We start from the raw sequence: 23,574 nt of genomic DNA, 5'->3' as shown, positions 1-23,574 counted from the left end.
AGTTCATAGATACTTGCACTGCGTTTCCCTTACACTTTGCTAACTTCACTTCATGAAATTAAGATTGGGACGTTTTATCGTATCCTTTTTTGGGTTCTTTCTCATTATGGAAGTGCTGCGTGATTTGATGCGCTCGCCAGAATACTGGCAAAGATTTTTGGAAAACCCCATAGAATTCACACTATCTATACTGCAGTCTGCACTACTATTCATTTGCTACGCGCTTTTTTCTTACCTATTTCTCTATTACCGTTACAAAAAACAACCTAAGTGGATTACCGTTGCCGGTATTATTACGATCGCTTTGGGCGTCATTGGGCTGCGTTACCTGGTAGAAGAAGTCGTCCTCAAGGCCATCACTGGTTATGGCAATTATTACGAGGGCACGACCGCGCTTTACTACATCAGCGACAATCTGTATTATGCGATTTTGTACACCGCTTTTGGAGTTTGCTGGTTTTTTGTCAACTATGCCGTGATACGCGACCAGCAGCAGCAGGAATTAGTGCTTGAGAACAAAAAGTCAGAGCTGGCCTTTCTCAAGTCGCAGATCAATCCGCATTTTTTGTTTAACATGCTCAACAACATCTACGCCTTGATCAATATGGGATCTGATAAGGCATTGGCAGCAACGGAAAAGTTGGGCCAATTACTTCGGTACAGCCTTTATGAGACCGACAAACTGGTGACGGTTAGTGAAGAAATCGATGCTGTCCTGGGTTATGTAGAATTGGAGAAGTTACGCTTTCGCGAAAGCGTACAAACCACCATACACTGCGATCCACAAGCACTGCATCTTCAAGTAACGCCATTTCTGCTCATGCCACTCGTGGAAAATGCCTTTAAACATGGCGTGGTAACCGATCCTAATCTGCCGATTACCATCCATATAGGTTTGGAACAAAAAACGCTGCATTTAAAAGTGTCCAATGCGATCGCACAACGCCAAAAAGATAGTGTAGGCGGAATAGGTATAGAAAACCTGCAAAAGCGCTTACAACTCACCTATGGCAGCGACTATAGCTTTGATAAAACGATTGCGGACGAAGTGTTTACCGTTGTCATTAAAATCCATTTTCCATCATGATCAAATGCATCCTTATAGACGATGAGCCACTTGCGCTAGAATTGCTGGAATCGCACATCAAACACACGGATGGTGTGGAGTTGCTACAATCGTTTACCAATCCTATTAAAGCGCTGCAAGAGCTGGAACAGCTACAACCAGACCTTATTTTTTCTGACATTCAAATGCCAGAGCTTTCTGGCATGCAGTTCTCTAAAATCGTCGGGAACAAATTTCCCATCATTTTTACAACGGCTTATGATCAATATGCCGTGCAGGGATACGAACTGGACGTGGTGGATTACCTGCTAAAACCCATTTCTCTGGAGCGCTTCCAGAAATCTGTTGCTAAGTTTCAAAGCCGAAGCTCAACCTCTTCTACCGTTTCAACTACCAGCGTACCAGACTATATTTTTGTAAAAAGTGAATATAAAACGCTCAAGATCAATCTTGCAGACATACACTACATCAAGGGAATGGCAGATTATGTGACCATTGTGACGGCAGATAAAAAAATCCATACGCTTGAAAACCTGAAGCATTATGAGAAGACCTTGCCTGGAACAAATTTTATGCGTGTGCACAAAAGCTACCTCATCGCCATGGATAAGATCGAGTTCATTGAGCGCAATCGAGCTGTGATTTTAGGAGATTACATTCCCGTGAGTGAGACCTATAAGAAAGCCTTTTTTGATAGGGTAAATGGGTGATAATCTCTTATTTTTATGGGATGACTCGCTCTAAACTCCCAGAAAACCCTAAATCCATCTTTGCCGAAATGACGCAGCTGGCGATCCAGCACGGTGCGCTCAATATGTCACAGGGATTTCCCAGTTTTCCAGCAAGTCAGGAACTTAAAGAGCTCGCTTCACAGGCCATTCTGGAGGATCATAATCAGTACGCGCCCATGACGGGTTTGCCGGCCTTGCGTGTGGCCATAAGCCAGATGTTTGAATCACAACATCAAGCATTTTACGATCCAAATCAGGAAATCTGTATCACGGCAGGTGCCACTCAAGGAATTTTCACAGCTATTCAGGCAACCGTTTTCAAGGGCGATGAGGTCATATTGTTCACGCCAGCTTACGATTGTTATGAACCTGCCATAAAAGTGGCTGGCGGTATTCCCATAAAGATTCCCATGAGGATGCCTGATTTTACCATCGACTGGGATCATGTGCGAGATGCTATTAGTTCCAAGACCAAGATGATCATCATCAACTCGCCACACAATCCCAGCGGGAAGTTAATGACCCACGAGGACATGCTCCAGCTGGAAAAAATTGCCGTTGAAAACGATCTAATTGTTTTGAGCGATGAGGTTTATGAGTTCATGGTTTTTGATGATCACGAGCATCGCAGCGCGAGCCGCTATCCAGGCTTGAAAGAACGCAGTTTTGTGATGGGCAGTTTTGGCAAGACGTTTCACGTCACCGGTTGGAAAACCGGGTTTTGCCTAGCGCCGCCAGCGCTTATGAAAGAGTTTTTGAAGGTGCACCAACAAGTTGTTTTTTGTGTTAATCAACCCATACAACATGCCATTGCCCATTATTTAAAACAACCACAGCATTATCTGGATTTGGGTCAGTTTTACCAGCGCAAGCGCGACCTGTTTCTCAACCTGATCAAGGATAGCAGGTTCCAATTCAAACCTTCAGAAAGTACCTATTTCCAACTGCTGGACTATTCTGAAATTACAGATGAAAGTGATCTCGCTTTCGCGAAAGCGATAACCATCAACCACAAGATTGCTAGTATTCCTATATCGGTTTTTATGCAAGGTCGTGATCCTGAAATGCTGCGATTTTGCTTTGCCAAAGAAGATGAAGAGCTGGTTGCAGCCGCTAAAATTTTAAATGAATTGTGAAAGCTATGTCTGAAAAACTAAAAGTATCTCTGATCCAAACTTCATTGATCTGGGAAAATCCAGAAGCTAACCTCAACGCTTTTGATCAGAAACTAAAGGCGCTTTATGGAAAAACAGATCTTTTGATTTTACCTGAGATGTTTACGACAGGTTTTTCCATGAAACCAAAAGATCTAGCGCACTCCTATTCCATCTATGACTGGTTTAAAGACCACGCCATGGCTGGCGACTTTGCTATTTATGGTAGTGTCATGTTCGTAAAAGACAATGGTGGTTATTGTAACCGAGGTGTTTTTATGAAACCCGATGGTGATTTCACGCTGTACGACAAGAGGCATACGTTCACTCTAGCTGGTGAACATGAAGTCTTTGACGCTGGTCAAAAACCGGTCATCGCAACCTATAAAGAATGGAAATTTAACCTGCAGATTTGTTATGATTTGAGGTTTCCGGTTTTTGCTCGTAATGTACAGGATTATGATGTTCTGCTTTATGTGGCTAACTGGCCCGTACCAAGAGTGAACGCTTGGGATGCTTTATTGAAAGCACGTGCGATAGAAAACATGGCCTATTGCATAGGTGTCAATCGAGTAGGAACCGACGGTACCGGTATGGACTACAGCGGTCATTCTCAGGTTTATGATGTATTGGGTCATGAATTATTGGAACATCCTTGGGAAACCGAAGACGTTAAAACCGTCGAATTGGACAAGGAAAACATTCATTACAATCGTAATAAACTAAGATTCTTAGAAGATCGTGATGGCTTTACTCTAGCTTGACCGTAGTGATATAATCCCAATTCGCCTGTAATGGTATCAACTCTGGATAGTACACGACTTTCTCAGGTTGCCGATTTAACAGCCAGTTACCTGGATCGTAGCGTCCATTATTGTTACTATCATAGATGACTCTTATGTAATAATTGTTGGGGTCTAGGTATTCAAAGTTATAGGTGTCGTTCTTTGATGCCGTTATGGAGGCTACGACATCCAGCTTTTCTGTGACGATTTGTATGATTACGGGAAATTGCGAGCCACCTTCTAATGTGACAGGAATATTCCCAAGATCTGATGCCGCCTTAGTCGTGTACACGCTCGTTATGGTATCGTTGGTATAGCCATAAAAATCAGTGACCGCGCCTGGAAGCAATCTCAAATTATAACGTTGCTCTGGCTGGACATTAAAGGAATACGTCATTACGTTTTTAAGGGAATCCAATCGTATCCCAAAATCCTGCGGAACCGAATCCTTATCGATCAAGTCCATCAACAATGGGTTGATATCTACAATAGGCGTGTTGGCATTTAATTGTAATGGCGAGCTCAATTTAAACTGACCATACTTTTGAACGGAAAGGCTGTCCACGTCCAGATTTTCTTTCAATCTAGCCGTTAACGTGTCCTGAAAACTACCATAGGATGCCAGTAATACCAGACTGTCCTGCTCAATTATTGGTTTATACCAGTATTCTAAAGTGTCTGTTTTTTCAAGTTTTGTGATTCTGCTTTCACTAATTAACGACTTATCCAGTGGTTCAACATTCAGGCTGTCCAGCTCTCCATAATAACCTATTTGTATACGGCTCTGTCCCACGTGAGTGGCACGTCTCAATGCTTTATCCTGAATGGGCTCATACATCTGGATATTATAGGTCTCATCAGTTGGTACGGTGATAGGTTCGCTAATGAACCCTATCTTATCTCCTTGCGGATCAAATTTTAAATTACTGGATTTTTCCTTAAGCGCTACCAGCCTATAGGTACCTGCTTTTAAATTTTCCATGGTAAAAGTGGTGAGACTGTCCAGCGTATTCACGACATACCTAGGCGTTTCTTTATAAATAACAGAATCTGTATAGGCACTATCCACTTCGTACAACATGACGTTGACAAAATCATCTGCCTTGTTATTAAGCGCATCACTAATGCTTCCACTCAATTTTAAGGAGTCAATGTAGCTTCCCGTACTAAAAACATATTTGAAAAATGGATACGGATTACCTTCTGTATTATCAACGATACTCTGGCCGAAATTGAGAACATAAGTCGTATTCTCCAGCAAAGTATCTGTAATCTCGATCGTTAATTTTTTGGACACACCACCTTGAGGTCGTATCAAAGGACGATTCTTGAGCGGTGGCGAAATGACCAGTTGCTTTTGTAAATCCTTCAGTTTGATATATTCATCAAACGTGATTTCAATCTTCTGGTTCGTAAAATTGACCGTGTAATTATCTGGAAAAGCACGCAGGATCTCTGGCGGCGTCTCGTCAATAGGACCACCGCTGGGCGATCCGCGTTTGGCACACTGAACCAGTAAAATGGCGATGGCAATGGTCCACAAGTAATGGCTGTATTTCTTTCTCACAATTTTCAAAACGCTCGCAAGTTAACAGATATTTTATACTGATATTCCCATAGTCGCCATAGAAATGCGCGTGCCCTTAATTTTAAGCAATTCACGTGCACACAAGGTCAAGGTCGTTCCCGTGGTGACCACGTCGTCGACTAGTAAAACGTGCTGGTTTTCTGGGATTTCTTCAGCGATGGCATAGGGTGATTGGGTCTCGTCACTGCGATGTCTCTGGTCCAATTGTGCTTGTTTGATGGTGTTGCGGTTTTTGGTAAGCACGCTTTCGCGAAAGCGAACTCCCAACTCATCTGCAATACATTGACCAAACTTTGTCACCTGATTATAACCTCTTTCACGCAACCTTTTGGGATGCACCGGTACGGCAACTACCAGGTCCACGTCTGCAAATCGCGGATCAGTCGCCAGTAGGCTGCCCAGCCATTTACCCATAAACGTGCCTATGTGTTCCTGTTTTTGGTACTTCAAGGCATGGATCAACCGTTGAACCGTGCCTATCTTTTCATAGTATAGAAGGCTCGTAAGGTGTAATAAAGGGATGCGTGCATAAAACAATTCCCGCATTTTGTCGTTTTGAATCAAGTCGTGGTAAGCGACCGGCAAAAGCATGCGGCAACGCGTGCACAAGGTTTCTTCACCGGCAGATAGTGATATATCGCAGCCCGTACAGGTTTCTGGGTACAATAGATTAACAAAATCCCGAACTAACGACTGCATAAAAATTAATAGCTTAGCACACTAAAGATAAACAAGCTCATGGCATCTACCCAAGACAATCGTTTTCTCAAGATATTTTTTGCAGTCATTGTACTGCTACTCGTCCTTCTCGCCTACTGGTCCTACACCACATACCAAGAGAATGAAGAAATCAAAGGCAGCCTTACCCAGGAAAAGGAGCGCATTGAAGAAGAACTCAAGAACATCTCTCTGGAATACACTGCCGAAATTGAAAAAGGCAACATGCTAAGCAACGACCTGATCGATGCCAGACAACGCATCACAAGGTTGCGAGACAGCGTGATCAATCTTGAAGGCAGCGTGGCAGTTATGTCCCGTTTGCGCCAGGAATTGAGTCGCATCAAAGAAGAGCGTGTCAAACTCAACAACCGCATTGCAGATCTTGAAAAAAGCAACAACTATCTCGTGCGTATCAATGACAGCACACTGGCAGCGCTCAATCAAGAGATCATTAAAGCAGAGCTGCAAACTGAAACGGTCAATTCCCTGAGCAAAGAAGTAGAGAAAGCAGCCACACTCATTCCTACCAATTTCACCATGGAAGGCGTCATCATAAGAAGATCTGGACGACAAATCGTGAACGATAAGGCCAGCCGCGTGGACGATTTAAAAGTGTGTTTCACCTTACCAGAAAACGGCCTTGCGCCAAAAGGTGTCAACAAATTCTACCTGCAGGTCATCAACCCAGAAAACAACGTGATGGGCGTGACTAAAACCGTAAGCTTTGAAACGCAAACACTTACCTATTCCAAAATTGTAGAGTTCAATTATCAAGGTAAAGAACTGGACATTTGTGAGCTGGTAGAGGCAGATGTCGATAAAATTACCAAAGGTTCCTATCGCGTCAACCTCTTCAATGGACCTGTGCGCGTATCGAGCAGTGAGGTTGTTTTTAGATAGATTTTCTAAGTAAAAAAGAGTGCGGTTGATGTTTTCGCTTTCGCGAAAGCGAAATAATTCTCATCCAACTACTTCAATCCAAGCCTTTTTTTAACTTTGCCAGCTATGGCAAACAACGATCAAGATCAGTTCAAAAAGGTACTCTCACACGCAAAGGAGTACGGTTATGTATTCCAATCCAGTGAGATCTATGACGGCTTGCAGGCTGTCTACGACTACGGCCAGAATGGAGCCGAGTTAAAGAAAAATATACGTGAGTACTGGTGGCAGGCCATGACGCAGCTCAACCAGGATATCGTTGGGATCGATGCAGCCATCTTTATGCATCCCACAACCTGGAAAGCTTCTGGTCACGTGGATGCCTTTAACGATCCATTGATCGACAATAAAGATTCCAAAAAACGCTATCGCGCCGATGTACTTATCGAGGATTATTGCGAGAAGCACTTGCAAAAAGCGAATAAGGAGATCGAGAAAGCAGCCAATAGATTTGGTGAAGACTTTGACGCAAAGCTCTACAGCGAGACCAATCCTCGTGTGGTAGGTTACCTGAAAAAATCCAAAGAACCGGTAGAGCGCCTCGCAAAATTGCTACAGGCCGAAGATCTTGCCGGTGTAAAGGCATTGATTGAAGAATTGGAAATCGCAGATCCAGATACGGGTTCTAAGAACTGGACTGATGTACGTCAGTTCAATTTGATGTTCGGGACTAAGATAGGTGCCAGTGCAGACACAGCGACTGATTTGTATTTACGTCCAGAAACAGCTCAAGGTATTTTTGTGAACTTCCTAAACGTTCAAAAATCGGGACGTATGAAGATTCCGTTTGGGATTGCGCAGACCGGTAAAGCATTTAGAAATGAGATAGTTGCGAGACAGTTTATATTCCGTCAGCGAGAATTTGAGCAGATGGAAATGCAATACTTTGTCAAACCAGGCACGGAACTGGAATGGTTTGAAGTATGGAAAGAGAAGCGTATGGCGTGGCACAGCTCACTAGGTTTGGGAGCAGATAATTATCGTTTTCACGACCATGAAAAGCTAGCGCATTATGCTAATGCGGCGACAGATATTGAGTTCAATTTCCCATTTGGCTTCAAGGAACTGGAAGGAATCCACTCCAGAACAGACTTTGACCTCAAGGCTCATGAAGAGTACAGTGGTAAAAAATTACAGTTCTTTGATCATGAAGAGAACAAGAACTACGTTCCTTATGTGATCGAGACATCCATTGGATTGGATAGAATGTTCTTGGCGGTGTTCTCTACTGCATTAGTTGAGGAAACCCTAGAAGATGGATCTGAACGTACCGTTCTGAAAATTCCAGCGGTATTAGCACCGGTAAAAGCTGCGATTCTACCATTACTCAAAAAAGACGGATTACCAGAAATCGCTGAAGAAATCATCAACGATCTCAAATGGTCCATGAAAGTCCAGTATGATGAAAAAGACGCCATAGGACGCCGCTACAGACGCCAGGATGCTAACGGGACACCATTTTGTGTAACCATTGACCACGATACTAAAGAAGATCAAGCCGTAACCGTGCGCGATCGCGATACCATGACCCAAGAACGCATTGCCATTAAAGATTTGAAAACTTATCTAGAAAAGCGTGTGGCCATGAGTGAGTGGTTGAGAAAGATATAATCGTTATCACATATTAAACGATTCAAAAAAGGGTAAACTTGAAGTTTACCCTTTTTGTTTTATAAATGTTTGCACTTGGATCTGTCCAGATCTATGAGCAAATAATTAAAAATAAGCTTTCAACTGCACGCTGCCGGTATGTACTGTCCGTGCCGTTTCAGAATTACGGCCTTGATAGCTTAGGTTGAGATCTATAAAATTAGTGACCTTTTTCTGGACAAGCAGGTTCCAAGTAAGATTTTGACCAGCCTGCAGTCCTTCCAACATCTGGAAACCTACCGGAGAAAAGGCTTGTCCAGTAAAGTCGTTGTTCACGTAACGCAACTCGCCATTGATAGCATACTTCTGTCCATTGTTTAAGCTCCAGCCCAAGCCCAGGTTTTGTTGGTCCAGCGTCGCGGTATCGTTGATCTGGTTGTCCTTCTTTTGGTATTCATAGAACACATCAATCCTATTGCTTTCTCCAAATAGATACGAAATCTGTGGCTTCAATAAATTCTCATCGATCTCAAAATTTCTATTGGCAAAATTCTCACTGCAGCTGGCGTTAAAACCCGTTTGACCGTTAAAAGTAAACAGCCAGCTATCGGCTATTTTATGGAGGAAAGTGATCTGGTGGCTTTCCAGTTCTGACTCGATGCTGCCTATACTTTGCAGGTTTTCTGTCGTAGTACTTAAATAAGTATAGTTGGTCGTGTAGCGCTGCTTGCCACGGTTGAAAAACAGACTGTTTCTAAAGCTAAGATTCAAGCCCAACTGGTCGCCACGGTCATCAAACGGATTCAAATCAAAGCGCTCGCCTTCTCTCACAACCTTCCTATCGATCAAATAACTGGTCTGATTGTAAAACTGCGAAAGCACTTTTTTCAACCCTTCTTCACCAGACCAGGAAATAGGATTGAGCGTGATGGTTTGGCTAAATTTATTTTGGTGAATGGGTATAAAAATCTGATTGGGCAGCAAGATCCTTACATATCGCGCCTGGTCCTGGAATTGTGCCACTTCAAATTCATTCAAATCCTGGATGCCGTCGCCATTATAATCAATCCACGTAAAAGTTCCCTGTCCAGGGTTGACTTCCAGATAGGTGAAATCCTGTTGTGGGATCGTACCGCTGTTAGTCTCATAAGTCGTGTTCCATAAGATTTTATTCTTGAACAGCTTGCGATTGTACAGCACGCGACTGTTCAACGACACTTCATTATCAATCGCGGGATCTTCACTTTTGAGAACCCTGTAATTGGCATAAATCAGCAGGTTTTGAACCTCATCTTTGATGGGCTGTGATCTGACATAGTAATTATTACTGCGGTTCACACGCTGCAAATCGCCAGCCCGCAAGCTGTCATTGACTCGATAGCGGTACCCTATTTCCACAAAAGTGGCTGTGGAATCACCACGACCGGCATACACCTCATATTCCGTGAAGCGTTGCGATAATGCAGTGAGCTGCCCAGTAACTTTATCCATCTGCTCGTTATCTTCAAGATTGAGTCGCGCGCCGGCCCAATTCTTTTGGAATCGTTTGATAACCGAGGCATCTGCCCTATTAAATGTAGATTGTTGTGTGGTAGAGTTGGTGGAGAGTACGCTTCCGCGAAAGCGAGATAACCATCCATCACCCTGCAAACGACCAGCCACATTGTGTCGATTACCATTGTAGCGGTCAGAAAACTCCAGATGCTGAAAGGTGTAATTTGCCGTGATGGTCGTGTCGCGCACATAGTTGATCCCAGCATTCGTAAATAATTGGTCGCCAACGGTGCTGTCCAGGTTCCAGTCGCGATTGAACTCGATGTTGTAAACGCGCTCGACGTTGCGGAAGTCGGACTGGATAAAATCAGTATTTGCCAGAATCTTTAACGTCTGTGTAGAATCCTGCTGGAACAGCACTTGCTCCACTCCAAGTTTTGCGGCAACACCAGTGTTATTGTTATCATCAATGGCAGAAAATCGGTTCAAGTCATTATTGCTTGCGGCCACCTCTGTATTGATCTTTGTCGTGTTTGCGAGTTGGTATTGCGCTTTGAGGCCTGCAATGGTCAAAGTCTCTGGAGCAAACAGCTGTATAACGGGTTCAAAACTACCTTGCGGGACACCATTGGCGGGCTCTCGATATTCATAGATGTTAGAGATCGCCTGACTGTCGATAAGCACATAATTTCCCTGATTATCACCCACAAAACTAAACCGCACATTAAACAATTCTGCCTGCGGATCCTGTGAAAAGACAAATCTAGGCACGCCATTAATCACTTGACGTGCGTATTGGATTCGGTTTTCAGAAAAGTCTGCCCTTACAGCGCTGGGCGCGATCGCTTGATTGGGATCATCGCCGGCAGCGGCAAGAATATTCACTTGATCCTCATTCAAATCTTGCTGTAAGGGTTGGTTTTTGGCATCACTTTCTGTGTAGGCATAGGTGTCGATTTTGAGCCTTTCGCTTTGAAAACCGCCGGTAGCATAGCCTATAAATCTGGTGAAATTGCGTTCGCTGTATTGATATTCAATAGAAATACGCATCTCGCTCGTGATGGGAAAGGTCGGGTTAAAGCGCACCTCGCCGGCATTGTAATCGATGATGTAATCTGCATTTTCACCACGAGTAAGCAATACACCATTCACAAAAACCCGTTCACTACCCGAAATCACCAGAATAAACAACTCGCCTTGTTGACCTACCAATTTGTAGGGACCTTGATTACCTTCTTGACCCGTAAACCGACTGGTATTAAAGGTACCGCGAACCAAAGCTCCAGCCGCACCGGCATAACCGCTGGACTCATCACCATCAAATTTGATTTGTCCCGCAATTCCCTGAACCCGTTTTGTGAAGTTATTGAACTGATAGTCGGTTTGTTGAAGGTCCACATCGCCAGCTCGTATGTTCCAATTGTCGCTAAATAGTTCTATGAAAATTTGGTCAAATTCATCGAGGCGTTGGGCATAACCGTTTTGGGTTTGAGGCACATTAGCGTCCTGGATGGAAGCGCGCAGAGACACTTTTTCAGATAACTGTCCTGTGATGCGCAAATCGAGCTCAGAATCTACCACGCTGTTTTGGTTGTTTCCTACTCTTATACCACGAGTTATACTACCTGAAACCTGTAAACCATCAAACGGAATAAACGTGGGTTTATAAGTTGGCTTTTTCAATGCCACGAGTTGCTCCTGTCGGCTGTTTTCTCCTAAAATGATGGATGTGTCGTATAGTTTATAAGATCTGGTAAGCAAATTGTCCAGTGGCAAATACTGGACATCAATACTGTCTGTGGCTATTGCGGTCGCATTCTTTACAATGATCAAGGCGTTGGAATAATCAACGCGATAAGATGTCGTGTCAATAGGCCTTCCTGTCTTGTCCTTGATTCTGATAAAGTTAGGGTTGACACTTATCTCATGAAAGGCAATCGTATCGCTAACCACCAACCTCTTTTTTATCACGCCAGAATATTCCTGGGTATGCGCCAGCCAGCTACCTGCAAAGAATAAAAAAAGTAGCTTCCACTTCATGTTTTGATAGAACAGTTTATACTCAAAAATATTTTAAAATAGTAAGTTGAGCCTATCATAGTTAACCCGAACACAAAAATCAATATTTATTTTTGATAGGGTATGCCAACTCCTTTACCCATGAAAAATATCATTTACCGGTTTCTAGCACTCATTCTTATTTGTTCTTCTTATTCCTGCTTGCAGAATACACCAGAGGAAACGGTGCTGCCCGATGGCATGTCTTTAGATCAATTTAGAAATTTAGACGTCACGGCATTCCAACACTCTGTCAATGGTCGCGACGATATTGAAAACGGACTTGATGCACTTTGGGTTCACCACTCAAATCAACAAGAAAACAATCCAGGGAATACATTCACGATGAAGAGTTTCAAAAACAGCTTCGGGAATAACTATTTGTACTACCAACAAGAAGTTTTAAATGATGATTCTCTACAAGCTATTGCATTCTTTATGGAATACTCCAAATCATTTACTGGAAAAATAAAAATTATACAGCTCAAAGAATCATTCAAGTGTTCTAAAGGTCGAGGACAGCAAGAATGGTCTCCAGATCTATGTTTGTAATTTACCCTAATATTTCCCGCAACCGTTCTACAACCGCTGTACAACCTATAGATTCCATCACGTTCTCGTATCCACTAGGCACTTTGTTTCCATAAATGGAAGTGGGAACTAAAGGAAATTGCTCTCTATCTACCGTGATTTGATTCTCATTAGGTTGTGCAAAGGGAACAAATCCAGCATAGGGATGAGTGTTGCCCCATAATGTGATTACTGGAACACCATACATGGCTGCTAGATGGCCGTTACCCGTATCTACGGCAATCATAGCATCTAGGTTGGAAATCATCGCAAGTTCTTTTTCAAAACTCATGAAACCAGCCAGATTGAACACATTAGACTGAGTTCCAGCAACGATTTCCAGCTGCTTGCATTCCGTAGTTCCACCACCGAAGAGTACCAATTTTACATTTCCCAAAGCCAATAAAGATGAAGTAAGTTCCTGAGCCTTATGGAGTGAAAGTGCCTTTGATGCATGTGCCGCAAATGGAGCGATTCCTATCCATCGATAGTCGTGGTCGCCTACCAGACTGTTCACCTTCATCGGGATGGATTGCCGCGGCAGCACATCAGTCGCCAAAAGCTCAACTGGTAGTTGAAGTTTTGACAGGACGTCTTGATAACGTTCGATGGTTGATTTGAGCGGTTGGAAAAATTGAGGGTCGTTGACCAACTTTTTCTTTTCAGCTCTGCCTTTATCGATGGTTGATTTGATGGGTTTGCGCATGAAGGAGCGCAATATTTTGGTGCGTAGAACATTGTGAAAATCGGCTATCGCATCTGGCTCTTGTTCCTTCAATTGCTTGGAAAGTCGGCGCAATCCTAAAATTCCTTTGTGATCACCCTTCACATCTGCCTCGATCAACGTGATGCCTGGTATTTGACTGAGGAAGGAATGGAATCGCTTTCGCGAAAGCGAAATAACTTTGACCTCTGGGTACGTTCTACGCAGCGCCAATAGGACAGGAACAGTCATGGCCACATCGCCCATCGCACTAAGGCGTATTGTCAAGAGTCGTTGTGGCCGTTTCATTATTTTCTGGAGCGCAATATTGGGTTGAGCTCGTCATCATTGTACATCTTCATCTGCTTGTAGACCTTCATGTACTTATTGCCGTGTTCAATGTCACTAAGCAATTGGTCCAAAGCTGTGGACAAATCGACTCGTTGCTCCAGTAGGATATCGAGTTTTGCCTGGCACGCAGCCTTGTGAGCGGCACTGGCATCAACTCTATTAGCTTCTTCTTCCATATGGTAGATCTTGAGTGCGAGAATAGACAGTCGATCTACGGCCCATGCTGGACTTTCAGTATTAATGGTGGCGTCGCTTTTAGGGTTCACATCAGCATATTTGTCTAGAAAATAACTGTCGATATATTCTACCATATCTGTGCGGTCTTGATTGCTGGCATCAATTTGACGCTTTAGGCTAAGTGCCGCCACAGGATCAATATTAGGATCGCGTATGATGTCCTCATAATGCCATTGAACCGTATCGATCCAACATTTGCGGTACAGCAAATGTTCAATTAATTGGGAAGAACGATCATACGGATTCTCAAAAGGCTGATCAACAGTATTGACCTCATGATACGTATCGATGGCTTCCTGGAAAATAGAATTGGCTTTTTTAGAGAACATGTTTACAATTTAGATTGCAAATATAGAATTTCTCTACCTACTGTCTATCGCAGCAGCAACGCTAGAACCATCAACAACACTGGTAAAATAAACAGTAATTCACGTCCTATTTTATGGCGTATGACCTCTATGGATCGCACAAGAAAAATGGAAAGCGCTGGTACCAGGAGCACAATAAAATAGGATTGTAATAAAACGGTCACGGCAAGCGCACAGATCCCTGAAAACACCAAAACTGAAAACCTAGGCCGCACCCGTTGCTGAATATCGACCAGCTTGATGATATAGATCAACAAACCTATGACGCCCGCAAGAGCTAGTAGCCAATACACTGTTTTTATAGGTGCCCAGACATTCCATAAGAATGACAAGTCGTAAAGCGTAGGATCCCAAAGGGATGACAATAATTCGTAATCCATATAAACCTCTGCCGTGTAGGTAAGCAAGCCTACACATGCCATGGCTAGAAATGGTATGACCCAATGGTTCCACTTGTTCCTAGCAAAAAGAAAAACGGCAACGAACACCACGATGATAAAAACCACCATCAAAGGGTTGACTAGAATGGCGATACTGATCCAGAAACTTCCATCAAATATCTTGCGAATGCTCTCAGTTCCTTTTTTTAAACTCAAAAGACGCCTTAATGACAAGAGTAGTAGAAAAAGGCACAGAATCATTTGCCACGACACACCAGCAATGACCATGGTTAACAGTAGCATGGTAGTCGCAAACAATCCAAAGGAATTTTGTCCCGTGAGTTCGTTTTTAACAATGATGAATTGTACCAGCAGCAGTGATGACGGTAGGAAAACCGCATAGATCAGAAATTCCCATTTCCACTGTGATTCCATAAAGACCAGCAACAACAAGCTGCCTAAACTTAACAGCAACATTCCCATCAAGTAATGAAAAGGCTGTGATGTGCTAAAAAATCTGGAAAGCATATTGTTTTTTCACTATTTTTGTGGCCTTAAAGCAAGTTACTGCAATGAAAGATTTATTTGAGGCCATCGCCTATTTATTCGAGAACATTTTAATGGTGCCATTTAACCTATTGCGCGAGCTAGAACTAGAGAACTGGTGGCTGGCAAATACACTTACATGGGTAGCCATTGTTGTATTGATCCTTGCATTGGGTTACTGGATTAAGCAATTGCGCATCTTTGACCAGAATGATGAAGAAGATCGTTCACAAACAGCACACTCCTTTTTAAAATAAGCCTATAGGTCAAAGCCTATATCGGTTCTATAATACATCCTATCAAAACCTAGTTCATCTATGTTTTCATAGGATTTTTTTGTGGCCTCGTGGAAGTCATTGCCAAAGCTGGTCACAGCGATCACGCGACCACCAGCGGTAACGATTTTGCCATCCTTTTCTGTAGTACCGGCGTGAAAAACGATACTACCTTTTACGTTTTCAAGTCCGGTGATTTCCTTTCCTTTTTCATAGGCTTCCGGATAGCCTCCAGATACGAGCATGATTGTAGCAGCACTACGCTGATCGATGGAGAGTTCTTCTTTGTGTAGTTCCGCTTTCGCGAAAGCCTGCAAATGAGAAAGCAAGTCACTAGACACCAGCGGTAGAACTACCTCAGTCTCTGGATCGCCCATTCTCACGTTATATTCAATCACTTGAGGCTCACCATCTACAATCATCAAACCAATGAAAATGAAGCCTTTATAGGTGATCTTTTCCTTTTTCAAGCCATCAACGGTAGGTTTGATAATGCGATCCTCAACCTTTTTCATCAAGACCTCATCTGCAAAAGGTACTGGAGAAATGGCGCCCATGCCACCAGTATTGAGACCTGTATCGCCTTCACCTATTCTTTTGTAATCCTTGGCCGTAGGCAAAACCTTGTAACTATTGCCATCTGTCATCACAAAGACGCTCATCTCTATACCATCTAGAAATTCTTCAATCACGACCTTGTTGGACGCCGCGCCAAATTTCCCACCAACAAGCATTTGCTCGAGGGATTCCTTAGCCTCATCTGCATCTGGGATGATCAGCACGCCTTTACCACCAGCAAGACCATCTGCTTTTAATACAAATGGTGGTTTGAGGCTGTCGATAAATTGCATTCCTTCCTTTAGTGTGTCTGCAGTAAAGCTTTGATATGCCGCCGTAGGCACCTTGTTGCGCATCATGAATTCCTTGGCAAACTCCTTGGATCCTTCCAATACCGCACCTTTTTTAGACGGCCCAATAACGTTGACGTGGTTGAGCTGCTCATCCTGCTGGAAAAAGTCATAGATACCTTCTACTAGTGGAGCTTCAGGACCAACGACTACCATTTCAATATCGAGTTCCAGCACTTTGGTCTTTATGGTGGCAAAATCAGTGACTGAGAAATCTAGATTGGTTGCCAATTGCGATGTACCAGCGTTACCTGGCGCGACGTAAAGTTTAGTAAGTAATGGACTTGCGGCAATGGATCTTGCAAAAGCGTGCTCGCGACCACCGCTGCCTAATATCAAAACATTCATAGGAAGGTTGTTAAGGTCGCAAAAATATAGAAAGCAGTTCGTAACTTAGAACCTAAGCCCGTGATATATTCGCAGGCAGTATAGAAAAACTACATGTCATTTTTAAACCACTAAAAATAACAACTATGATCTTGTATAGAAAAAGTCTGTTGAGAGCACTGCTTGCCGTTACCATAGTGCTTTCCATACCATTGATAGCGATGCAGTTTACTGCTGAGGTTAATTGGTCCCTATTTGATTTCGTTGTGATGGGATTGATGGTTTTTTGCCTGGTCATCGTCCTTGAATTTATAAGATCCCGATGGAGAAATAAAAAGCAACTGATTCCTTTTATCATATTAGCTCTAGCGGCCTTTCTATTGCTTTGGGCGGAGCTTTCTGTTGGGATTTTCGGATCGCCCATAGCTGGATCATAGACCAGATTCCCTAGATTTAGAAAAATTCAGATCACAAATGCCATTACCGCTGTTTAGAAAATCCCTGCAATGGCAAGGCTATGATTTGAAAAAGGCGCATCAGGTGTTGGAGACTTCTTTGAAGTGGACTCATGAGGATAGGTTAGGGCAAAGGGATCTTATTTTCAAGCACCACCTAAAAACCAACGCCTTTTACAATACACATGTCCAGAACAAAAGTGTTCCTTGGGAAGCACTGCCCATTCTCACTAAAGCAGATTTACAGCAACCGCTACACCAACGGCTTAGCAAAGGCTACTCGACCAAAAACGTTTTTAAAGGCAAGACCAGCGGTTCCAGCGGTCATCCATTCTCTTTTGCCAAAGACAAGTTTTGCCACGCCATGACATGGGCGGCTTTTGACCATGCCTACCAGCAACACGGCATCGACCTGGACCGCTCACTGGAAGCTCGGTTTTACGGCATTCCATCCAGCGGTTTGCCTCGATTGAAGGAGCAATTGAAGGATTTTGTGGGAAACCGGCACCGATTTTCCATTTTTGATATGAGTGATAGTGTGTTGAAGGGTTATTTAGATCGCTTTCGCGAAAGCGAATACCATTACATCAACGGCTATACCAGCAGCATTGTACTTTTTGCAAAATATTGCCAGCCACAAAATGTGGTTCTCAAAGAAATTTGTCCATCGCTGAAAGTGTGCATCGTCACTAGCGAAATGCTCTTTGAAGACGACCGAACCTTGCTAGAATCTGTACTGGGAATTCCAGTGATCAACGAGTACGGCAGTAGCGAGACCGGATTGATCGCCATCCAGAATGCAGATGGTGATTTTGCGCTTAACAACAAAACTCTTTTTATTGAGGTCGTAGACCATCAAAACCAACCTGTTCCAGATGGAACCGTAGGCAAGATTTTAATTACCGATTTGTTCAATAAAGCACACCCATTTATACGCTATGAGATAGGCGATCTAGGCAGCATATCAACTCATAATGGCATTCAAATTCTTGAGCAATTACAAGGTCGCACCAGTGACATCGCGAGATTGCCCAATGGTAAAGTCATCCCAGGACTGACCTTTTATTACGTCACTAAAAGTGTGATGAGCGACTCCAACAACGTCCTGGAGTTTATCATCATCCAGAAAGAAGCCTTGGTTTTTGAAGTGCAATATGTCGCGCAAAAAGAGCTCACCGCGCTGGAAAAAGAAAAAATCGCAAAGGCCATGGCTACTTATGCAGATGCTTCCATTGAAATTGTATTCACTAGAAAGGAGCGCCTGGACCGCAGTAAACGTGGTAAGTTGAAGCAATTTATGAGTGAGGTTTCCTAACCATTTATCTTGTGCCTCATTCTGTTTTTTACAAAAAACTGCTCAAAGAAAAACATTAGCATACACCAGCAGCTTTTCAGGAATCCGTAGCCTAGGTGATCTCGATACACGGCTAAGTTGTATTTGATCAAATCAAATTTTGAAGACGACAAACCATCTCCCAATCGGTAACTGGCGAGCGGTTCCTGGATGCCTATGGCAGGACCACCCTTTTTGAGAACATCCAGCCACATGGCCCAATCTTGTCGTTTTCGCATGTTGGAAATAGGGATTTTACCTATGACTTTTGCCTCGTAAATTCCCGTGAGATTTCCTAGATAGTTGGTTTTATGAAGCTTTTCAAAAGTCAATTTCTCAAAAACACGCTGGACGGCGATAGGTTTTGAAGAATGCTCATCAAAAATCTCATAAGCCGAATAACAGACAGACCTGTCGCTAGATTTCATCGCCTTTAACTGCGTCATTAGCTTATGGGGCTTCCATAGGTCGTCTGCGTCTAGAAAAGCGATGTAGCGGCCTGTAGCATGCTTTAAAGCTTCGTTGCGAGTGAAACCAGCGCCCATGTTGACAGGATTCTGTTGTACGATAAAGTTGATGTCTTGTTGTTGGTTTTGTTGGGAATACGCTTTCGCGAAAGCGTAACTACCATCACTACTCTGATCGTCTACAATTATAATTTCAATAGGCCGATAGTCCTGCTGCAGGATGCTATCCAGCGTCTGGTCTAGAGTTTTAGAGTTGTTGTAAACGGGAATGATGACAGAGACGAGATCCATCTAGTAGGCCTTTTCCTCACCGCTGAAGATGTTGAGTACGGTCCTGAAAATAATGCGCAGGTCCATCATTGTGCTCCAGTTCTCAATGTAATAAATGTCATTGCGCACACGGCCTACAATATCTTCATCGCTCTCGACCTCGCCACGGTAACCGCTTACCTGTGCAAGGCCGGTGATGCCAGGTTTTACAAAGTGGCGCACCATAAATTTATCGATACGCTCTGCATACATGTGCGTATGGCTCACCATATGCGGTCGCGGTCCCACGACACTCATATCGCCTTTTAAAACGTTGAAAAACTGCGGCAGCTCATCTATACTGGTCTTACGCAAAAACTTACCCATGTTAGTGATACGATGATCATTGCGCGACACCTGATGCAGGTGTGCCGTTTTGTTAGGCACCATGGAACGAAACTTATAGCACTCGAACTCTCTATAATCTAAACCATTACGTTTTTGCTTGAAAAAAACGGGTCCTTTGGATTCTAGTCGTATGAGAATGGCAAGTATAGGCGTGAGCCACGACAAAATCCCAATAATAACTACGAGTGAGAAAACGATGTCAAAGACGCGTTTTGCCAGCTGGTTAACTGGATCGTCAAAAGGGATCTTGCGTAAAGAAAGTATAGGTGTCTTGCCGTAGTAATCGTACTTGAGGTGTTTGGCAATAATGGTTTCTGGGTTAGGTAGGAATTTGAGGGTTCGCAGATTGTTATCGGCGTAATCTGTTAGTTCCAATAGTTCATCATTATTGAGCTCCTTAACGGAACAGAAAATCTCGTCCGTCTTGTTTTCTGAAATAAATTCTTTGATTTGGTCTAGATCAAATCCAGCAGATTTGACGTCAAACATGTTTTGGAGTATATAGCCAAAGTCAGGATGCTTCTCAAAAAACCTTCGCAATTCCTGAGTCTCTTTGTTGTCCCCAATGAGAATTATGTTGCGTAGGTTACCACCGAAATAGCTGCGGTAATTTTTGAAAACAAAATAGAGCACTATTTTTAAAATAGCGATGGTAGTAAAAACAGCACCTATGTATTTGAAGACATAACCGCTGGTACTATCGATCTGGTAATAGTATCCAAAAAAGGCGAACACCACCAAGATAAAAAACACCAATTGCTTAAATAGCTTACTGATGAGAGTTGCAACCTTTGTATTTCTATGTATTTGGTAGAATCCTAATTGCATGGACACCACGATCCAGCAAATTCCGATAAATATTGAAAAGGATAAGGTGTCAAAATTGGACTCAAAAAAGAAGGCAGATCCATAGATGATGATCGCCAGATCAATCATATATGAAATGGGCCTGATAAGACTGGAGTACCGGCCATCACGATAACTAAGGTTATCGTCTGCTATGCTTTCTAAAGTCTTTGTGTTCACTTTTTTTGAGTTCTTCTGGCGAGAGTTGTTTGAAATAGTCGTAAGTAAGCTTCATGCCTTCCTTGCGATCTACCTTAGGTTCCCATCCTAAAATTTCTTTGGCCCTTGCAATGTCTGGCTGGCGTTGCATAGGGTCGTCTTGCGGTAGTGGTTGATAGACTATCTTTTGGTCCGTTCCCGTCAATTCTATAATTTCCCGAGCAAAGTCCTTAATAGAGATCTCGTGTGGGTTGCCTATGTTCACTGGATCTGAATAATCACTAAGCAGTAACCTATAGATTCCTTCCACTTGATCGTCTACGTAACAAAAGGATCTTGTTTGGGATCCATCGCCAAATATGGTGATGTCCTCACCTCTCAAAGCTTGACCCATAAATGCCGGTATGACACGACCATCATTCAACCTCATCCTGGGACCATAGGTATTAAAGATACGCACGATACGTGTTTCTAAACCATGATATCTGTGGTAAGCCATAGTCATGGATTCTTGGAAACGCTTTGCCTCGTCATAAACACCTCGTGGCCCTATGGTGTTGACGTTACCGTAGTAGTCTTCAGTCTGTGGATGGACCAATGGGTCACCATAAATTTCTGATGTTGAGGCAATCAACAATCTGGCTTTCTTAGCCATGGCGAGACCCAATAAGTTATGTGTACCCAACGAGCCGACTTTCAACGTCTGAATGGGAATTTTAAGATAGTCTATAGGACTGGCAGGCGATGCAAAATGCAATATGTAATCAAGATTACCTGCTACATGGACATATTTGGAAACGTCGTGGTTATAGAATTCAAAATCTTCTCTAGGGAAAAGATGCTCGATATTTTTCAGGTCACCAGTAATGAGGTTATCCATGCCTATTACATGATAACCTTCCTTAATGAACCGATCGCATAAGTGTGATCCAAGAAACCCTGCAGCACCTGTAATGAGTATTCTTTTTTTCATAGAAAACAACGTCTAGTGTGTAAATATAGAGAATTGCTAAGGTACCAGCGAGGCTAGTTGATCAATCCACTGATCGAGTATTTGTGATCTAGAGAAATGTTTTTTGACATAGCTTCTGGCTTGCATGCCCATTTGATGAGGTACGTCTGGACGCTCCTTCCAGTTTAATAGGGTTGCGACAGCACCTTCTACTGTATAATCTGACGTGTAAACACCACCATTAGAATCCTCTAAGACATTGCGCACCTCAGATGCCGCGTTTCCCAATACTAGCGATGGCTTCCCGCTAGCCATCATGCCCAGTAGTTTTGACGGCATCACGGTGTCGATGACGTCTTCTTTTTGGAAGAGAAAATGGGCATCTGCGCTGGACAGTAGCCATGGCAGGTCTGCATAAGGAACTGGATCATAATAGTGAACATTGTCCAGTTGCACGTTTTCTTTGAGCCACTGCATTCTGGAACCGGCACCAACTACGATGATTTCAAAGTGTTGAGATGGTATCGCTTTCGCGAAAGCGAGGAAAAATTCCCAATCCTGCTTGTCTCCAACATTCCCGCTATATAAAAGTTTAAACTTTTTACTCTGTAAATAAGTGTGGTTTTCTCTGGAGTCATCTACCTGAAAGCTGGCTGGATCGATCCAGTTGGGCAGGTAATGGGTTGGGGTTTTGGTTTTTGATTGTAGCTTTTTGATCATGAGGTGGCTTATGGTACTCACCTTGGATGCCTTGTCCAGTATTGACTTTTCAATTTTGAACAGCTGTTTAAAAACTTGCTTCTTGCTCCCGCCAGAAACGCCAGATTGCAATGCGGCATCGAATTCAAAGTCTTGGATGTGGATCCAGTGTGGCACCTGGTGCTTACGCGCGTGCCTACCTCCTAAATATGCAGAAGTGGTAAACGGAATAATGCTGATGACAAGGTCTGTCTTTTTGATTTTTTGCAGATTGCGCCAGCTGCCATAGGTAAAGCTTAAGATATGTAATATGCGTTTTAAAAAGGTAGGAGTCGCTGGAACGTACTGTTTGTACCTATAAATGGTAATGGTTTCGTTCTGCTCGGCTAGATAATTTTCAGCAGTGTCATAAGGCTTCTGGATCTTCCATTGTGGATAGTAGGGCATCGCGGTAACCACATTCACATAAGCACCAGCTGCTGCAAATGCATCTACCATTTGGGTAGAATATAGCCCTATGGCCGTATCTTCTGGGGCATAGTTCAAGCCGATAAAAGTGATGGTTTTTCCCTCGAGTTGCATCATTATCGATCTTTAATCACAACTGCTGGCGATCCCATGCAAACTTTTCCTGATGGCAAGTTTTTAAAAACGCTGCTGCGCGCTCCTATCACCGTGCCACGGCCTATGGTCACTCCTGGTGCGACAAAGACGTCTGTAGCCAGCCAGCATTGATCTTCAATAATGATTTTATGACTGCTGATATCAAATGTGTGTTTGAAAGGATCATGAGTTCCCGTGCATATGTAGGACCGCTGCGAGATGACTACATCATCGCCTATCTCTATCTTTCCAAGACTGTACAGGTTCACCTCATCACCTATCCAACTATTGTGTCCAATGCTTATTTTCCACGGGAACTGAAATCTGGCAGTAGGTCTTACAATAACATTTCTTCCGATTTTAGCGCCAAAGGCCCTTAATAAAAACCTGCGCCAACCGTACATGAACTGCGGTGAGCATGCAAAGAGTGTGCTTTGTACAAGCCACCATAACTGTACCGTCAAAGCGCTTCTACCCCTAAAGTTAGTAGGTAGCTTGAATTGATCTAGTTTTTGGTAGGTGTTCAATTGCTTCGGCTTTTGCTCGTATCAAATGTAAATTTACATTGGTACGGTAACTAGGGTTTTCTGTTTTGATTGGGTTTGGAAGAAAA

At 43.2% G+C, this 23,574-nt stretch carries 22 protein-coding genes; 10 read left to right on the top strand and 12 right to left on the bottom strand.

Translation table 11 applies throughout. The features are described from left to right. The first annotated feature begins 52 nt into the window (after nucleotides 1–52). From AAU57_RS02990 to AAU57_RS02975, 4 genes are read left to right on the top strand one after another with little or no spacing between them, the layout of a single operon-like run. Nucleotides 53–1,087, top strand: a complete 1,035-nt coding sequence (locus AAU57_RS02990) for a sensor histidine kinase (protein WP_055411512.1) — start codon at nucleotides 53–55, stop codon at nucleotides 1,085–1,087. Continuing rightward, on the top strand, nucleotides 1,084–1,776 hold the full coding sequence (locus AAU57_RS02985) for a LytR/AlgR family response regulator transcription factor (protein ID WP_082438520.1): 693 nt from the start codon (nucleotides 1,084–1,086) through the stop codon (nucleotides 1,774–1,776). The genes AAU57_RS02990 and AAU57_RS02985 overlap by 4 nt, the downstream gene beginning before the upstream one ends. Nucleotides 1,777–1,796: 20 nt before the next feature. Next, a complete protein-coding gene (locus AAU57_RS02980) occupies nucleotides 1,797–2,933 on the top strand; it encodes a methionine aminotransferase (protein WP_055411510.1) in 1,137 nt (378 codons plus the stop codon). Nucleotides 2,934–2,938: 5 nt separating this feature from the next. Continuing rightward, complete coding sequence (locus AAU57_RS02975; RefSeq protein WP_055411509.1) at nucleotides 2,939–3,715, top strand: nitrilase family protein; 777 nt, start codon at nucleotides 2,939–2,941, stop codon at nucleotides 3,713–3,715. Here AAU57_RS02975 and AAU57_RS02970 read toward each other — a convergent pair. Next, nucleotides 3,702–5,303: an Ig-like domain-containing protein gene (locus tag AAU57_RS02970; protein WP_055411508.1), complete on the bottom strand. Its 1,602-nt coding sequence runs from the start codon at nucleotides 5,301–5,303 to the stop codon at nucleotides 3,702–3,704. The two genes, AAU57_RS02975 and AAU57_RS02970, sit on opposite strands and share 14 nt — an antisense overlap. Nucleotides 5,304–5,336: 33 nt before the next feature. Then, nucleotides 5,337–6,023 carry a ComF family protein gene (locus AAU57_RS02965; RefSeq protein ID WP_055411507.1) on the bottom strand — a complete coding sequence of 229 codons (687 nt, stop codon included), beginning with the start codon at nucleotides 6,021–6,023 and terminating at the stop codon, nucleotides 5,337–5,339. A gap of 39 nt (nucleotides 6,024–6,062) precedes the next feature. Between AAU57_RS02965 and AAU57_RS02960 the strand changes: the two genes are divergently transcribed. Together AAU57_RS02960 and AAU57_RS02955 are read left to right on the top strand one after the other, a co-directional pair. Continuing rightward, nucleotides 6,063–6,944, top strand: coding sequence for a hypothetical protein (locus tag AAU57_RS02960; protein WP_055411506.1), 882 nt, complete (start codon nucleotides 6,063–6,065; stop codon nucleotides 6,942–6,944). Nucleotides 6,945–7,049: 105 nt separating this feature from the next. Then, the gene (locus tag AAU57_RS02955; RefSeq protein WP_055411505.1) at nucleotides 7,050–8,594 is read left to right on the top strand and encodes a glycine--tRNA ligase; all 1,545 of its coding nucleotides are present in this window, start codon (nucleotides 7,050–7,052) and stop codon (nucleotides 8,592–8,594) included. Nucleotides 8,595–8,699: 105 nt separating this feature from the next. Here AAU57_RS02955 and AAU57_RS02950 read toward each other — a convergent pair whose 3' ends face one another. Then, entirely contained in the window at nucleotides 8,700–12,107 is a 3,408-nt protein-coding gene (locus tag AAU57_RS02950; protein ID WP_055411504.1) for a hypothetical protein, read from the bottom strand. A gap of 120 nt (nucleotides 12,108–12,227) precedes the next feature. On the opposite strand from AAU57_RS02950, the gene AAU57_RS02945 reads away from it, so the two are divergent. Further along, nucleotides 12,228–12,677: a hypothetical protein gene (locus AAU57_RS02945; RefSeq protein WP_055411503.1), complete on the top strand. Its 450-nt coding sequence runs from the start codon at nucleotides 12,228–12,230 to the stop codon at nucleotides 12,675–12,677. 1 nt (nucleotide 12,678) lies between these two features. On the opposite strand, the gene AAU57_RS02940 is transcribed toward AAU57_RS02945, so the two are convergent. Genes AAU57_RS02940 through AAU57_RS02930 form a run of 3 tightly spaced genes read right to left on the bottom strand, consistent with a single transcriptional unit; the run spans nucleotide 12,679 to nucleotide 15,262 of the window. Next, nucleotides 12,679–13,707 carry a glycosyltransferase family 9 protein gene (locus tag AAU57_RS02940; protein ID WP_055411502.1) on the bottom strand — a complete coding sequence of 343 codons (1,029 nt, stop codon included), beginning with the start codon at nucleotides 13,705–13,707 and terminating at the stop codon, nucleotides 12,679–12,681. Continuing rightward, nucleotides 13,707–14,315: a DUF4254 domain-containing protein gene (locus tag AAU57_RS02935; protein WP_055411501.1), complete on the bottom strand. Its 609-nt coding sequence runs from the start codon at nucleotides 14,313–14,315 to the stop codon at nucleotides 13,707–13,709. Before AAU57_RS02935 ends, AAU57_RS02940 begins: the two co-directional genes overlap by 1 nt. A gap of 44 nt (nucleotides 14,316–14,359) precedes the next feature. Next, a complete protein-coding gene (locus AAU57_RS02930) occupies nucleotides 14,360–15,262 on the bottom strand; it encodes a hypothetical protein (RefSeq protein ID WP_055411500.1) in 903 nt (300 codons plus the stop codon). Between the two features lie 44 nt (nucleotides 15,263–15,306). Between AAU57_RS02930 and AAU57_RS02925 the strand changes: the two genes are divergently transcribed. After that, nucleotides 15,307–15,537 carry a DUF6341 family protein gene (locus AAU57_RS02925; RefSeq protein WP_055411499.1) on the top strand — a complete coding sequence of 77 codons (231 nt, stop codon included), beginning with the start codon at nucleotides 15,307–15,309 and terminating at the stop codon, nucleotides 15,535–15,537. Between the two features lie 2 nt (nucleotides 15,538–15,539). On the opposite strand, the gene purD is transcribed toward AAU57_RS02925, so the two are convergent. Then, on the bottom strand, nucleotides 15,540–16,811 hold the full coding sequence (purD, locus tag AAU57_RS02920) for a phosphoribosylamine--glycine ligase (protein WP_055411498.1): 1,272 nt from the start codon (nucleotides 16,809–16,811) through the stop codon (nucleotides 15,540–15,542). A 125-nt stretch (nucleotides 16,812–16,936) separates the two neighbouring features. Here purD and AAU57_RS02915 point away from each other — a divergent pair, with 125 nt between their 5' ends. Together AAU57_RS02915 and AAU57_RS02910 are read left to right on the top strand one after the other, a co-directional pair. Continuing rightward, entirely contained in the window at nucleotides 16,937–17,227 is a 291-nt protein-coding gene (locus tag AAU57_RS02915) for a hypothetical protein (RefSeq protein WP_055411497.1), read from the top strand. 37 nt (nucleotides 17,228–17,264) lie between these two features. Then, nucleotides 17,265–18,560, top strand: coding sequence for a phenylacetate--CoA ligase family protein (locus tag AAU57_RS02910; protein ID WP_055411496.1), 1,296 nt, complete (start codon nucleotides 17,265–17,267; stop codon nucleotides 18,558–18,560). On the opposite strand, the gene AAU57_RS02905 is transcribed toward AAU57_RS02910, so the two are convergent. From AAU57_RS02905 to AAU57_RS02885, 5 genes are read right to left on the bottom strand one after another with little or no spacing between them, the layout of a single operon-like run. Continuing rightward, nucleotides 18,557–19,336 (bottom strand): glycosyltransferase family 2 protein, encoded by a 780-nt coding sequence (locus tag AAU57_RS02905; RefSeq protein WP_055411495.1) that lies wholly within the window; start codon nucleotides 19,334–19,336, stop codon nucleotides 18,557–18,559. The genes AAU57_RS02910 and AAU57_RS02905 overlap by 4 nt on opposite strands. Beyond that, nucleotides 19,337–20,728 (bottom strand): undecaprenyl-phosphate glucose phosphotransferase, encoded by a 1,392-nt coding sequence (locus AAU57_RS02900; protein WP_231717757.1) that lies wholly within the window; start codon nucleotides 20,726–20,728, stop codon nucleotides 19,337–19,339. It abuts the gene before it with no gap. Beyond that, the gene (locus AAU57_RS02895) at nucleotides 20,691–21,680 is read right to left on the bottom strand and encodes a UDP-glucuronic acid decarboxylase family protein (RefSeq protein WP_055411493.1); all 990 of its coding nucleotides are present in this window, start codon (nucleotides 21,678–21,680) and stop codon (nucleotides 20,691–20,693) included. The genes AAU57_RS02900 and AAU57_RS02895 overlap by 38 nt, the downstream gene beginning before the upstream one ends. Nucleotides 21,681–21,716: 36 nt before the next feature. Beyond that, on the bottom strand, nucleotides 21,717–22,943 hold the full coding sequence (locus tag AAU57_RS02890; protein ID WP_055411492.1) for a WcaI family glycosyltransferase: 1,227 nt from the start codon (nucleotides 22,941–22,943) through the stop codon (nucleotides 21,717–21,719). Then, nucleotides 22,943–23,488 carry a putative colanic acid biosynthesis acetyltransferase gene (locus AAU57_RS02885; RefSeq protein ID WP_055411491.1) on the bottom strand — a complete coding sequence of 182 codons (546 nt, stop codon included), beginning with the start codon at nucleotides 23,486–23,488 and terminating at the stop codon, nucleotides 22,943–22,945. The genes AAU57_RS02890 and AAU57_RS02885 overlap by 1 nt, the downstream gene beginning before the upstream one ends. Nucleotides 23,489–23,574: the final 86 nt, after the last annotated feature.

Origin of the sequence: Nonlabens sp. YIK11, from assembly GCF_001413925.1 — a bacterium.
In the GTDB taxonomy this organism is placed as follows: Bacteria; Bacteroidota; Bacteroidia; order Flavobacteriales; family Flavobacteriaceae; genus Nonlabens.
The sequence above is the reverse complement of the archived record's forward strand: the minus strand, read 5'-3'. Positions and strand labels throughout refer to the sequence as shown.

What these genes read in the sequence shown, in the direction of transcription:
- AAU57_RS02930 (WP_055411500.1), bottom strand. Translation starts at nt 15,262, where the DNA reads ATGCTTTCCAGATTTTTTAGCACATCACAGCCTTTTCATTACTTGATG.
- AAU57_RS02940 (WP_055411502.1), bottom strand. Translation starts at nt 13,707, where the DNA reads ATGAAACGGCCACAACGACTCTTGACAATACGCCTTAGTGCGATGGGC.
- AAU57_RS02905 (WP_055411495.1), bottom strand. Translation starts at nt 19,336, where the DNA reads ATGGATCTCGTCTCTGTCATCATTCCCGTTTACAACAACTCTAAAACT.
- AAU57_RS02895 (WP_055411493.1), bottom strand. Translation starts at nt 21,680, where the DNA reads ATGAAAAAAAGAATACTCATTACAGGTGCTGCAGGGTTTCTTGGATCA.
- AAU57_RS02935 (WP_055411501.1), bottom strand. Translation starts at nt 14,315, where the DNA reads ATGTTCTCTAAAAAAGCCAATTCTATTTTCCAGGAAGCCATCGATACG.
- AAU57_RS02910 (WP_055411496.1), top strand. Translation starts at nt 17,265, where the DNA reads ATGCCATTACCGCTGTTTAGAAAATCCCTGCAATGGCAAGGCTATGAT.
- AAU57_RS02955 (WP_055411505.1), top strand. Translation starts at nt 7,050, where the DNA reads ATGGCAAACAACGATCAAGATCAGTTCAAAAAGGTACTCTCACACGCA.
- AAU57_RS02985 (WP_082438520.1), top strand. Translation starts at nt 1,084, where the DNA reads ATGATCAAATGCATCCTTATAGACGATGAGCCACTTGCGCTAGAATTG.
- AAU57_RS02960 (WP_055411506.1), top strand. Translation starts at nt 6,063, where the DNA reads ATGGCATCTACCCAAGACAATCGTTTTCTCAAGATATTTTTTGCAGTC.
- purD (WP_055411498.1), bottom strand. Translation starts at nt 16,811, where the DNA reads ATGAATGTTTTGATATTAGGCAGCGGTGGTCGCGAGCACGCTTTTGCA.
- AAU57_RS02975 (WP_055411509.1), top strand. Translation starts at nt 2,939, where the DNA reads ATGTCTGAAAAACTAAAAGTATCTCTGATCCAAACTTCATTGATCTGG.
- AAU57_RS02925 (WP_055411499.1), top strand. Translation starts at nt 15,307, where the DNA reads ATGAAAGATTTATTTGAGGCCATCGCCTATTTATTCGAGAACATTTTA.
- AAU57_RS02915 (WP_055411497.1), top strand. Translation starts at nt 16,937, where the DNA reads ATGATCTTGTATAGAAAAAGTCTGTTGAGAGCACTGCTTGCCGTTACC.
- AAU57_RS02890 (WP_055411492.1), bottom strand. Translation starts at nt 22,943, where the DNA reads ATGATGCAACTCGAGGGAAAAACCATCACTTTTATCGGCTTGAACTAT.
- AAU57_RS02945 (WP_055411503.1), top strand. Translation starts at nt 12,228, where the DNA reads ATGAAAAATATCATTTACCGGTTTCTAGCACTCATTCTTATTTGTTCT.
- AAU57_RS02965 (WP_055411507.1), bottom strand. Translation starts at nt 6,023, where the DNA reads ATGCAGTCGTTAGTTCGGGATTTTGTTAATCTATTGTACCCAGAAACC.
- AAU57_RS02990 (WP_055411512.1), top strand. Translation starts at nt 53, where the DNA reads ATGAAATTAAGATTGGGACGTTTTATCGTATCCTTTTTTGGGTTCTTT.
- AAU57_RS02980 (WP_055411510.1), top strand. Translation starts at nt 1,797, where the DNA reads ATGACTCGCTCTAAACTCCCAGAAAACCCTAAATCCATCTTTGCCGAA.
- AAU57_RS02950 (WP_055411504.1), bottom strand. Translation starts at nt 12,107, where the DNA reads ATGAAGTGGAAGCTACTTTTTTTATTCTTTGCAGGTAGCTGGCTGGCG.